The organism is Pseudomonas sp. 05N36, assembly GCF_056397385.1.
The window spans coordinates 1-12,604 of record NZ_JBFTNH010000038.1; the positions used below are offsets into that span (position 1 = coordinate 1).

Here is a 12,604-nt window from a genome sequence, read left to right on the forward strand (position 1 = left end):
CGGCTACTCATCGAGGGCCGAGCGTTGTAGCAGCAACGCTCACAATGAGCCCGGATACATTAGCGCAAGCCAGCTTTACCGAAAACAGCCAAAGAGGTTGCAGGAGAGGGGCTGACCATACATTTTTATGCCCAGGCAATGTGAAATCCACCTGCAACACCACCGAAAACAAACGTTCCCTTGCCCCAACGCCACAGCCGTCTACCATCAACCAGACATAAATATTCGCCCCTCCCCCTCAAGTTGCAGGAGGTGCCTACCGAAACACTACTAATGGGCTCCACTTGCCAGCTACCACGGCATTGAGGCCAAGCCCGCGGACAAAATTCGCATGGCTTGATTGTCCCTTTGACTGCCATCATCGGATTGCCAATACTCATGGCAACTTGACGTTACCCGCACGGAACAAGGAATAACCCTTTGAAGCTGGAACTCAAAAACAGCTTGTCGGTGAAGTTGCTCCGGGTCGTGCTCCTGTCGGCATTGATCGTCGGCGTGGTCTTGAGCTGTGCGCAGATTGTTTTCGATGCTTATAAAACACGCCAGGCCGTGGCCAATGATGCCCAGCGCATCCTCGACATGTTCCGCGATCCCTCGACCCAGGCGGTGTACAGCCTCGATCGGGAAATGGGTATGCAGGTTATCGAAGGCCTGTTCCAGGACGACGCCGTGCGCATGGCCTCCATCGGCCATCCCAATGAAGCCATGCTTGCGGAAAAAACCCGTGACTTGCAGCATTCCCACAGCCGTTGGCTGACCGACCTCATTCTGGGCCAGGAACGCACGTTCACCACGCAACTGGTGGGACGCGGCCCCTATAGCGAGTATTACGGCGACCTCAGCATCACCCTCGACACCGCCACCTACGGCCAGGGCTTTATTGTCAGCTCGGTGATCATCTTCATTTCCGGCGTATTGCGGGCCATGGCCATGGGCCTGGTGCTGTACCTGGTCTATCACTGGCTGCTGACCAAACCGCTGTCACGGATCATCGAACACCTGACCAACGTCAATCCCGACCGTCCCAGCGAACACAAGATTCCGCAGCTCAAGGGTCACGAAAAGAACGAACTGGGGATCTGGATCAACACCGCCAACCAGTTGCTCGAGTCCATCGAACGCAATACGCACCTGCGCCACGAAGCCGAAAACAGCCTGTTGCGCATGGCGCAATACGATTTCCTCACCGGCCTGCCGAATCGTCAGCAATTGCAGCAGCAACTGGACAAGATTCTGGTAGACGCCGGTCGCCTGCAACGCCGGGTCGCCGTGCTGTGTGTGGGCCTGGATGATTTCAAAGGCATCAACGAGCAATTCAGCTACCAGACCGGCGACCAATTGCTGCTGGCCCTGGCCGACCGTCTGCGTGCCCACAGTGGTCGTCTCGGCGCGCTCGCCCGCCTGGGGGGCGATCAGTTCGCGCTGGTTCAGGCCGATATCGAGCAACCCTACGAAGCCGCCGAACTGGCGCAAAGCATCCTCGATGACCTGGAAGCGGCGTTTGCCCTCGATCATCAGGAAATCCGCCTGCGCGCAACCATCGGCATCACCCTGTTCCCGGAGGACGGCGACAGCACCGAGAAGCTGTTGCAGAAAGCCGAACAGACCATGACCCTGGCCAAGACCCGTTCGCGCAACCGCTATCAGTTCTATATCGCCAGTGTCGACAGTGAAATGCGCCGGCGCCGCGAACTGGAAAAAGACCTGCGCGATGCCCTCACCCGCAATCAGTTCTATCTGGTTTACCAACCGCAGATCAGTTACCGCGATCAGCGGGTGGTCGGTGTCGAGGCACTGATTCGCTGGCAACACCCGGAACACGGGCTGGTGCCGCCGGATCTGTTCATTCCGCTGGCCGAGCAGAACGGTACGATCATCGCCATCGGCGAATGGGTGCTGGACCAGGCCTGCCGACAACTGCGTGAATGGCATGACCAGGGGTTCAGCGACCTGCGCATGGCGGTCAACCTGTCCACCGTGCAACTGCACCACGCCGAGTTGCCGCGGGTCATCAACAACCTGATGCAAATGTATCGCCTGCCGCCGCGCAGCCTCGAGCTGGAAGTCACCGAGACCGGCTTGATGGAAGACATCAGCACCGCCGCGCAACACCTGCTCAGCCTGCGCCGTTCGGGCGCCTTGATCGCTATCGACGACTTCGGGACCGGCTATTCATCGCTGAGTTATCTGAAAAGCCTGCCGCTGGACAAGATCAAGATCGACAAGAGCTTCGTTCAGGACCTGCTCGATGACGACGACGATGCGACCATCGTTCGCGCGATCATCCAGCTTGGCAAAAGCCTTGGCATGCAGGTCATCGCCGAGGGCGTGGAAACGGTCGAACAGGAGACGTACATCATCTCCGAAGGCTGTCACGAAGGTCAGGGCTATCTCTACAGCAAACCGCTGCCTGCGCGGGAACTGGCCGCTTATCTGAAACAGGCCCAACGCAGTAATGCGTTGATCCTGTAAGTACGCAGCTGATCCCACCTCGGACCTTGTAGCAGCTGGCGCAGCCGGYGTTCGGCTGCGAAGCAGTCGTAAATCCTGACGCCGCGATTTACCTGACACAACGCAGTGCCTGATTTCACGACTGCTTCGCAGCCGAACGCCGGCTGCGCCAGCTGCTACAGGTGATGTGCAGGTCATGTGCAGGCGCAACTACCTCGTAAACAAGACATATTTCCAATCACGGCCCTTTACACATAATGCGAAAGATTTGCATTATGTCGCAGTTTTGCGCACCCCCGCGCCTGTCCATTATTTACCGAAGCAGGATGTTCGCCATGATTCGTATGCCTCTGGCTACCGCCAGTTTGCTGGCCATCGCTATTTCCCTCGCCGGTTGCGGCGAAGGTAAAGACAAGGCTGCTGCTCCTCAAGCGCCTACGCCGGCCACCAGCACTGCGGCACCTGCTGCGCCTGCCGCTACCGGAAAAGTCGATGAAGCCGCTGGCAAAGCCGTTGTCGCGCACTACGCCGACATGGTTTTTGCGGTTTTCAGCGATGCCGAATCCACTGCGAAAACCCTGCAAACCGCCATCGACGCCTTCCTCGCCAAACCGAATGCCGAAACCCTGAAAGCCGCTCGTGCAGCCTGGGTCGCTGCACGCGTGCCTTACCTGCAGAGTGAAGTGTTCCGCTTCGGCAACACCATCATTGACGATTGGGAAGGTCAGGTTAACGCCTGGCCGCTCGACGAAGGCCTGATCGACTACGTCGACAAGAGCTACGAGCACGCCCTGGGTAACCCGGGCGCCAACGCCAACATCATCGCCAACCCGATCATCCAGGTGGGTGAAGACAAGATCGACGTGACCGACATCACGCCGGAAAAACTCGCCAGCCTGAACGAGCTGGGCGGTTCCGAAGCGAACGTCGCGACGGGTTACCACGCCATCGAATTCCTGCTCTGGGGCCAGGACCTGAACGGCACCGGCCCTGGTGCTGGCAATCGTCCGGCGTCGGACTACCTGGAAGGCGCCGGGGCGACCGGTGGCCACAACGATCGTCGTCGCGCTTACCTGAAAGCCGTAACCCAGTTGCTGGTCAGCGACCTGGAAGAAATGGTCGGCAACTGGAAGCCGAACGTGCCTGACAACTACCGCGCCGAGCTGGAAGAAGAACCGGCTGAAAGCGGTTTGCGCAAAATGCTCTTCGGCATGGGTAGTCTCTCGCTGGGTGAACTGGCGGGCGAGCGCATGAAAGTTTCCCTGGAAGCCAACTCCCCGGAGGACGAACAGGACTGCTTCAGCGACAACACCCACAACTCGCACTTCTACGATGCCAAAGGCATTCGTAACGTGTACCTGGGCGAATACACCCGCACCGACGGCACCAAAATGACCGGCGCCAGCCTGTCGTCGCTGGTGGCCAAAGCCGACCCGGCTGCCGATGCTGCGCTCAAGGCTGACCTGGCCGCCACCGAGGCCAAAATCCAGGTCATGGTTGATCACGCCAACAAGGGTGAGCACTACGACCAGTTGATCGCTGCCAGCAACACCGCAGGTAACCAGATTGTGCGTGACGCGATTGCGGCACTGGTCAAGCAGACCACCTCGATCGAACAGGCTGCCAGCAAACTGGGCATCAGCGACCTGAACCCGGACAACGCCGATCACGATTTCTGATCAACACTGAGCGACCAATAAGGCGACCTTCGGGTCGCCTTTTTTATACCTGCCTGAACGCAATACCCTGTGGGAGCGAGCCTGCTCGCGATATCGGTAGCAAGTTCAAAATAAATATTGGCAATGATGGCCCCATCGCGAGCAGGCTCGCTCCCACAGGGGATCGCGGTTTACCTGTGAGAGCGAACGATAATTCCTCTTATTCAAACTCCGCTGCCCTGTTAGACTTTGCGCCCTTGTTTGGCTCGTCTTTCAGGATTGCCGATGCCCTCACTGCCTCTTCGCTTGTCTGCACTGCTTCTGGCCCTGGGCCTGAGTGCCTGCGATGACGCCCCGCGTTTTACCAAGGCCGAACCCGGTGAAGCCCGCTCCGGTGGCGCGGCGACTGTCAGAAAGACCGACCAGAATGCGTTCTCCCTGCCTTCAGCCAACCTCTCGCCGACCCGTCGGCTGGACTTCAGCGTCGGCAACAGTTTTTTCCGCAGCCCTTGGGTGATCGCCCCCTCGACCACCACCGCCCGCGACGGCCTCGGCCCGCTGTTCAACACCAACGCCTGCCAGAACTGCCATATCAAGGACGGTCGCGGTCATCCGCCAACGGCCGATTCCAATAATGCCGTGTCGATGCTGGTGCGCCTGTCGATCCCCAACGAGCCGGCCTATGCCAAGGTCATCGAGCACATGGGCGTGGTGCCTGAGCCGGTCTACGGCGGGCAACTCCAGGACATGGCCGTGCCCGGCGTCGCCCCCGAAGGCAAGGTTCGAGTCGACTATGATCCGGTCCCGGTGCGCTTTACCGACGGCACTGAAATCGAACTGCGCAAACCCAGGCTGCTGATCACCCAACTGGGCTACGGCCCGATGCATCCCGCCACGCTTTTCTCCGCTCGAGTCGCCCCGCCGATGATTGGCCTTGGGTTACTCGAAGCCATCTCTGACGCCGATATCCTGGCCAACGCCGACGCCCAGGCTAAAGCCAAAAACGGCATCGCCGGACGTCCGAACCGGGTGTGGGATGACGCGCAGCAAAAGACCGTTTTGGGGCGTTTTGGCTGGAAAGCCGGGCAACCGAATCTCAATCAGCAAAACGTTCACGCGTTTTCCGGTGATATGGGCCTCACCACCCGTCTGAGACCGTTCGATGACTGCACCCCGGCCCAGACCGACTGCCTGCAGGCACCTAACGGCAATGGCCCGGATGGCGAGCCGGAAGTCAGCGACAACATCTTGCGCCTGGTGCTGTTCTATAGCCGTAACCTCGCCGTCCCGGCCCGCCGTGACGTCAACGGCTCGCAAGTCCTGGCCGGTAAAAACCTGTTCTATCAGGCCGGTTGCCAATCGTGCCACACACCGACATTCACCACCGCCGCGAATGCCGCAGAACCGGAACTGGCCAATCAAGTGATTCGCCCCTACAGCGACCTGCTGTTGCATGACATGGGCGAAGGGCTGGCCGATAACCGCAGCGAATTCCAGGCTTCAGGCCGCGACTGGCGCACCCCGCCGTTGTGGGGCATTGGCCTGACGCAAGCGGTCAGTGGCCACACCCAGTTTCTGCATGACGGCCGCGCCCGCAACCTGCTCGAAGCCGTGCTCTGGCACGGCGGTGAAGCACGCGCGGCGCAGCAGCAGGTTTTAGCGTTCAATGCCGAGCAGCGCGCGGCGTTGCTGGCCTTTTTGAATTCTCTTTGACGCATTTCCCCTACGCTTTTGCCCATAAAAAGGGAGCCCGACATGTTCCGCCCCAAGCTGTTGTTCACCAGCCTTGCCGCACTCGTCCTGGGTGCCTGCTCGCCCCAGGATCCTCAAGCTGTTACCTCGGCAGCCATCGCCAAGCAAGTGATCCTGCCGACCTACAGTCGCTGGGTTGAAGCCGACCGCCAATTGGCCGCCAGTGCGCTGGCCTACTGCGAAGGCAAGGTGGACCTGGCAACGGCTCGCGCCGATTTCCTCCATGCACAAAAAGCCTGGGCACAATTGCAACCGTTGCTGGTCGGCCCACTGGCCGAAGGCAATCGCTCCTGGCAGGTGCAGTTCTGGCCGGACAAGAAAAACCTGGTCGGCCGTCAGGTCGAGCAACTGGTCACCGCACAACCGCAGATCGATGCCGCTGCGCTGGCCAAATCCAGCGTCGTCGTGCAGGGCCTTTCGGCCTATGAGTACATTCTGTTCGACGAAAAAACCAACGTGGCCGACGCCGCGCAAAAAGCCCGTTACTGCCCGCTGCTGACCGCCATCGGCGAACGTCAGAAGCTGCTGGCCGAAGAGATCCTCGCGAGCTGGAACAGCACCGACGGCATGCTGGCCCAGATGAGCAAATTCCCGAACCAGCGTTACGCCGATTCCCACGAAGCCATCGCCGATCTGCTGCGCGCTCAAGTGACCGCACTGGATACCCTGAAGAAAAAACTCGGCACGCCGATGGGTCGCCAGACCAAGGGCATTCCACAGCCGTTCCAGGCCGATGCATGGCGCAGTCATTCGTCGCTGCAAAGCATGCAATCGAGCCTGGGTGCCGCTCGAACGGTCTGGGTCGGTGTCGACAACAAGGGCCTGCGCGGCCTGCTGCCGGCCGAACAGAAACCGTTGGCGGACAAGATCGACGCCGCCTACGCCGCGTCGTTGAAACTGTTCGAAAGCAGCCAGCGCTCGCTGACCGAAATGCTCACCGACGATGCCGGTCGCCAGCAACTCAACGACCTTTACGACAGCCTCAACGTCGTCCATCGCCTGCACGAAGGTGAACTGGCCAAGGCGCTGGGCATCCAACTCGGCTTCAACGCCAACGACGGTGACTGATGAGGGGTAGCGCCATGCTGCGACGTCAGGCTCTGACTTTAGGCAGTTTGTTGCTGGGCGCCGTGACGCTGGGCGGCTGGAAGCTGTTCAAGCAAAAGGACCACGGTCCTTTGCTGCTTTCGGCGCGCGACGACAGCGACGGCAAACATTACGCCGTCGGCTATCGGCTGGACGGCACTCGGGTGTTCGCCACCGAAGTCGGCCAGCGCTGCCACGACATCATCAACCACCCTGCCCTGCCAATAGCTCTGTTCGTCGCGCGGCGGCCGGGCACCGAGAGTTATCTGGTCGATCTGCGTGACGGCACGCTGCTGCAAACTGTGGTGTCGCAACCGAACCGGCACTTCTACGGTCACGCGGTTATTCATAAAAGCGGCGACTGGCTCTACGCCACCGAAAACGACACCAGCGACCCGGGTCGCGGCCTGCTCGGGGTGTACCGTTTCGAGGGGCAGCGGTTGGTTTACAGCGGGGAGATTTCCACCCACGGCATCGGCCCGCATCAGGTGTCATGGATGCCCGACGGTGAAACCCTGGTGGTGGCCAACGGCGGGATTCGTACCGAAGCCGAAAGCCGGATCGAGATGAACCTCGACGCCATGGAACCCAGCCTGGTGCTGATGCAACGCGACGGCAGCCTGCTGAGCAAGGAAACCCTGGCCCAGCAGATGAACAGCGTGCGTCACATGGGAATCGCCAGCGATGGCACCATTGTCACCGGCCAGCAGTTCATGGGCGCCGCCCATGAATCATCCGAGCTGTTGGCGATCAAGCGTCCCGGCCAGCCTTTTGTCGCGTTCCCGGTGGCCGAGCACCAGTTGCAGGCCATGGGGCACTACACCGCGAGCGTCGCGGTGCACAGTGACTTGCGGCTGGTGGCGCTCACCGCGCCGCGCGGCAACCGTTTTTTCATCTGGGACCTGGACAGTGGTGAAGTGCGCCTCGATGCACCGCTGCCCGACTGCGCCGGTGTCGGGGCAGTGGCCAATGGCTTTGTCGTGACGTCGGGGCAAGGGCGTTGCCGTTTCTACGATTGTCGGCAGACACCGCTGATGGCAACCCCCCTCGAACTCCCCGCAGGGCTCTGGGATAACCACCTGCATCTGGTTTGAATCACGCCCCCGTAGCAGCTGCCAGTTGCTACGGATCGCGTCTGGCGCAGCTCACCGGCAAGTATCTGGAATCACCCGCATACACGGAGTAATGTTCGGTCTGTCTCGCCTGATTTTTTCCAAGGAAGTGGAATATGCTGCGTCGCCGCATGCTGATCATGTTGGGTGTTGTGCTGTTGATCGTCCTGATGCTGGGAGGCTACAAAGCCTTCTCCATCTACAAGATGATCCAGACCTTCGCTGTGCCAAGACCACCGGTGAGCGTTGCCGTGGCCACGGCCACCGAACGGCCCTGGCAATCGCGCTTGCCCACGGTCGGCACACTCAAGGCGCTGCAAGGGGTCAACCTGAGCCTGGAGATTGCCGGTACGGTCAAGGACGTGCAGTTCGAATCCGGGCAAAAGGTCAAGGCCGGCCAGCCGCTCGTGCAGCTCGACAGCGCCGTTGAAAGTGCCCTGCTGGAAACCGCCCAGGCCGATCTGGGCCTGGCGCAACTGGATTACGGCCGCGGCAGTCAACTGGTCGGCAGTCAGGCGATCTCCAAGGGCGAGTTCGACCGGCTCACCGCGGTGCTCGCCAAGAACAAGGCCACCGTCAATCAGCTCAAGGCTGCGCTGGCGAAGAAACACATCGTCGCGCCCTTCAGCGGCACCATCGGCATTCGTCAGGTGGATGTCGGCGACTTCCTGCCCAGCGGCACGGTCATCGCCACCCTGCAGGACTTGAGCAGCCTTTACGTCGACTTCTTCGTGCCGGAACAAATGGTGCCGAAAATCGCCCTCGGCCAGGCGGTTCAAATCACGGTCCCGGCCTACCCGACACAAAACTTCCCCGGCACCATCAGCGCGATCAACCCCAAGGTCGAAAGCAGCACCCGCAACGTGCTGGTACGTGCCACTCTCGCCAACCCGGACGGCACATTGCTACCGGGCATGTTCGCCAGCCTGCAGGTCATGTTGCCGGACCCGCAACCCAGAATCGTCGTACCGGAAGGCGCGATCACCTACACCCTCTATGGCAACTCGCTCTACGTGGTCGCCCAGAAGAAGGACGCGAACGGCAACGTCGAGAAAGACGACCAGGGCCAGCCGATCCTGATCGCCGAGCGGCGCTTCATCGAAACCGGCGAGCGTCGCGAAGGCCTGGTGACGATCAACAAAGGCTTGCAGAACAGCGAGCAAGTGGTGAGTGCCGGCCAGATCAAACTCGACAACGGCACGCACATTGTCGTCAGCCCCGACAAGAACCTGCCAACTGAACAGACCAGCCAACCGCGCACGAACTGATCAAGGAATTCCCATGGCTTTTACCGATCCGTTCATTCGCCGCCCGGTGCTCGCCACCGTGGTCAGCCTGCTGATTGTGCTGCTGGGCTTCCAGGCCTGGAGCAAACTGCCGCTGCGCCAATATCCGCAAATGGAGAACGCGCTGATCACGGTGACCACGGCCTACCCCGGCGCCAACGCCGAAACCATTCAGGGCTACATCACCCAACCCTTGCAGCAAAGCCTGGCCAGTGCCGAAGGCATCGATTACATGACCTCGGTCAGCCGCCAGAACTTCTCGGTGATTTCAATCTATGCACGTATCGGCTCCAACAGCGACCGACTGTTCACCGAACTGCTGGCCAAGGCCAACGAGGTCAAGAACAAGCTGCCCAAAGACGCTGAAGACCCGGTGCTGAGCAAGGAGGCCGCAGGTGCCTCGGCGCTGATGTACATGAGTTTTTACAGCAAAGAATTGAGCAACCCGCAGATCACCGATTATCTGTCGCGGGTGATTCAGCCCAAGCTCGCCACCCTTCCCGGCATGGCTGAAGCGGCCATTCTCGGCAACCAGGTGTTTGCCATGCGTCTTTGGCTCGACCCGGTAAAACTCGCCGGTTTCGGCTTGAGCGCCAGTGACGTCACCAATGCCGTACGCCAGTACAACTTCCTGTCCGCCGCCGGTGAAGTCAAAGGCGAGTACGTCGTCACCAGCATCAACGCCAACACCGAATTGAAGAGCGCCGAAGCCTTCGCCGCCATTCCGCTGAAAATCGACGGCGACAGCCGGGTACTGCTCAGCGACGTGGCGCGCGTGGAAATGGGCGCCGAGAACTACAACTCTGTCAGCTCCTTTGGCGGCACACCGTCGGTGTACATCGGGATCAAGGCCACACCAGCCGCCAACCCGCTGGACGTGATCAAGGAAGTGCGCAAGCTCATGCCGGAGCTGGAATCCCAGCTGCCCCCCACTCTCAAGGCTGAAATCGCCTACGACGCCACGTTGTTCATTCAGGCCTCGATCAACGAAGTGGTGAAAACCCTCTTCGAAGCCGTGCTGATCGTGATTGTCGTGGTGTTCCTGTTCCTTGGCGCGCTGCGTTCGGTATTGATCCCGGTGGTGACCATTCCGCTGTCGATGATCGGCGTGATGTTCTTCATGCAGCTGATGGGCTACTCGATCAACCTGCTGACGTTGCTGGCGATGGTGCTGGCCATCGGCCTGGTGGTGGACGACGCCATCGTCGTGGTCGAAAACATCCACCGACACATAGAAGAAGGTAAAACACCACTGGACGCTGCCCTCGAAGGCGCCCGGGAAATCGCCATGCCGGTGGTCTCGATGACCATCACCCTGGCGGCGGTCTACGCGCCCATCGGCTTTCTGACGGGCCTGACCGGTGCTCTGTTCAAGGAGTTCGCGCTGACCCTGGCCGGCGCCGTGGTGATCTCCGGGATCGTGGCCCTGACGCTGTCGCCGATGATGTGCGCGCTGCTCTTGCGTCACGATGAAAACCCGTCGGGCCTGGCCCATCGCCTCGATCTGATTTTCGAAGGGCTCAAGCGTCGTTATCAAAGTGTCCTGCACGGCACGCTCAATACCCGGCCGGTGGTGCTGGTGTTCGCCGTGATCGTGCTGTGCCTGATTCCGGTACTGCTCAAGTTCACCAAGTCGGAACTGGCACCGGATGAAGACCAGGGCGTCATTTTCATGATGGCCAACGCCCCGCAAACGGCCAACCTGGATTACCTGAATACCTACACCGACGAATTCCTCGCGATATTCAAGGTGTTTCCCGAGTACTACTCGTCCTTCCAGATCAACGGATTTAATGGCGTGCAGTCAGGTATTGGCGGTTTCCTGCTCAAACCCTGGAATGAGCGCAAACGAACCCAGATGCAGATTCTGCCAGAGGTGCAGCAAAAGCTTTCGAGCATCGCCGGCCTGCAAATCTTCGGCTTCAACCTGCCCTCTCTTCCGGGCACGGGTGAAGGCTTGCCGTTCCAGTTTGTGATCAACACCGCCAATGACTACGAGCCATTGCTGGAGCTGGTCAATCGGGTGAAGAAGCGTGCCCTGGAGTCCGGCAAGTTCGCGTTCCTCGACATCGACCTGGCCTTCGACAAGCCCGAAGTGGTGGTTGATATCGACCGTGCCAAGGCCGCTCAAATGGGCGTCTCGATGGAGGATCTGGGCGTGACGCTGTCGACGTTGCTGGCAGAAGCCGAGATCAACCGCTTCACCATCGAGGGGCGCAGTTACAAGGTCATCGCCCAGGTCGAACGGCCTTACCGGGACAATCCCGAGTGGCTGAGCAGCTACTACGTTAAGAACACCAAGGGTGAACTATTGCCGCTGTCGACCTTGATCAACATCAGTGACCGCGCACGACCGCGACAGCTGAATCAGTTCCAGCAACTAAACTCGGCGATTCTTTCCGGTGTATCGACGGTCAGCATGGGTGAGGCAATCGATACCGTGCGCCAGATCGCCAAAGAKGAAGCACCACCGGGTTATGCCTTCGATTACGGCGGCGCCTCGCGGCAGTTCGTTCAGGAAGGCAGCGCCTTGTGGGTGACCTTTGCCCTGGCACTGGCGATCATTTTCCTGGTGCTGGCGGCGCAGTTCGAAAGTTTCCGCGATCCACTGGTGATTCTGGTGACCGTGCCGCTGTCGATTTGCGGCGCACTGATCCCGTTGTTCCTGGGCTGGTCGAGCATGAATATCTATACCCAGGTCGGATTGGTGACCTTGATCGGACTGATCAGCAAACACGGGATCCTGATCGTCCAGTTTGCCAACCAGTTGCGCAAGGACAAGGGTCTGACGCCCCGCGAAGCCGTGGAGCAAGCGGCAGCCATTCGCTTGCGTCCGGTATTGATGACCACCGCTGCCATGGTCTTCGGCATGGTGCCGTTGATCATCGCCACCGGCGCGGGGGCCGTCAGCCGCTACGATATCGGGATGGTGATCGCCACGGGCATGTCGATCGGGACCCTGTTCACCCTGTTCGTGCTGCCCTGCATCTACACGTTGCTGGCCAAGCCCGACAAACCCTGAAGGGCCTGCCATAAGCTATTCCTGTGGGAGCGGGCTTGCTCGCGAATGCAGTCGATCAGTCAACTTATCGGTTGAATGACACACCGCATTCGCGAGCAAGCCCGCTTGTATGTTTAGACTTGAAGGGGTGGGTGGGACTAAAAGCCCGATTCTGACTCTAGCCAGTACAGACCGTGGGAGACTTCGTCCCACCCCTTCTACCCAAAAGCGCCAATAAGGAATTCATCGGCAAGGCCG

General features: G+C 60.0%; 7 protein-coding genes. All 7 read left to right on the plus strand.

The features are described 5' to 3' along the window. Positions 1-420: 420 nt before the first annotated feature. The 7 genes from AC1DIH_RS27775 (at position 421) to AC1DIH_RS27805 (ending at position 12,367) form a co-directional block, all read left to right on the plus strand. Positions 421-2,472: a putative bifunctional diguanylate cyclase/phosphodiesterase gene (locus AC1DIH_RS27775; protein WP_477774038.1), complete on the plus strand. Its 2,052-nt coding sequence runs from the start codon at positions 421-423 to the stop codon at positions 2,470-2,472. Between the two features lie 314 nt (positions 2,473-2,786). After that, positions 2,787-4,130, plus strand: a complete 1,344-nt coding sequence (locus tag AC1DIH_RS27780) for an imelysin family protein (protein ID WP_477774039.1) — start codon at positions 2,787-2,789, stop codon at positions 4,128-4,130. Positions 4,131-4,394: 264 nt separating this feature from the next. Then, positions 4,395-5,822 (plus strand): di-heme oxidoreductase family protein, encoded by a 1,428-nt coding sequence (locus tag AC1DIH_RS27785; RefSeq protein ID WP_477774040.1) that lies wholly within the window; start codon positions 4,395-4,397, stop codon positions 5,820-5,822. A gap of 42 nt (positions 5,823-5,864) precedes the next feature. Continuing rightward, positions 5,865-6,929 (plus strand): imelysin family protein, encoded by a 1,065-nt coding sequence (locus AC1DIH_RS27790; RefSeq protein ID WP_477774041.1) that lies wholly within the window; start codon positions 5,865-5,867, stop codon positions 6,927-6,929. 14 nt (positions 6,930-6,943) lie between these two features. Further along, positions 6,944-8,041, plus strand: coding sequence for a DUF1513 domain-containing protein (locus AC1DIH_RS27795; RefSeq protein WP_477774042.1), 1,098 nt, complete (start codon positions 6,944-6,946; stop codon positions 8,039-8,041). A 134-nt stretch (positions 8,042-8,175) separates the two neighbouring features. Further along, positions 8,176-9,327: an efflux RND transporter periplasmic adaptor subunit gene (locus AC1DIH_RS27800; protein WP_477774043.1), complete on the plus strand. Its 1,152-nt coding sequence runs from the start codon at positions 8,176-8,178 to the stop codon at positions 9,325-9,327. Positions 9,328-9,340: 13 nt separating this feature from the next. After that, on the plus strand, positions 9,341-12,367 hold the full coding sequence (locus AC1DIH_RS27805; RefSeq protein ID WP_477774044.1) for a multidrug efflux RND transporter permease subunit: 3,027 nt from the start codon (positions 9,341-9,343) through the stop codon (positions 12,365-12,367). Positions 12,368-12,604 lie beyond the last annotated feature (237 nt).

What these genes read in the sequence shown, in the direction of transcription:
- AC1DIH_RS27780 (WP_477774039.1), top strand. Translation starts at nt 2,787, where the DNA reads ATGATTCGTATGCCTCTGGCTACCGCCAGTTTGCTGGCCATCGCTATT.
- AC1DIH_RS27785 (WP_477774040.1), top strand. Translation starts at nt 4,395, where the DNA reads ATGCCCTCACTGCCTCTTCGCTTGTCTGCACTGCTTCTGGCCCTGGGC.
- AC1DIH_RS27790 (WP_477774041.1), top strand. Translation starts at nt 5,865, where the DNA reads ATGTTCCGCCCCAAGCTGTTGTTCACCAGCCTTGCCGCACTCGTCCTG.
- AC1DIH_RS27795 (WP_477774042.1), top strand. Translation starts at nt 6,944, where the DNA reads ATGCTGCGACGTCAGGCTCTGACTTTAGGCAGTTTGTTGCTGGGCGCC.
- AC1DIH_RS27800 (WP_477774043.1), top strand. Translation starts at nt 8,176, where the DNA reads ATGCTGCGTCGCCGCATGCTGATCATGTTGGGTGTTGTGCTGTTGATC.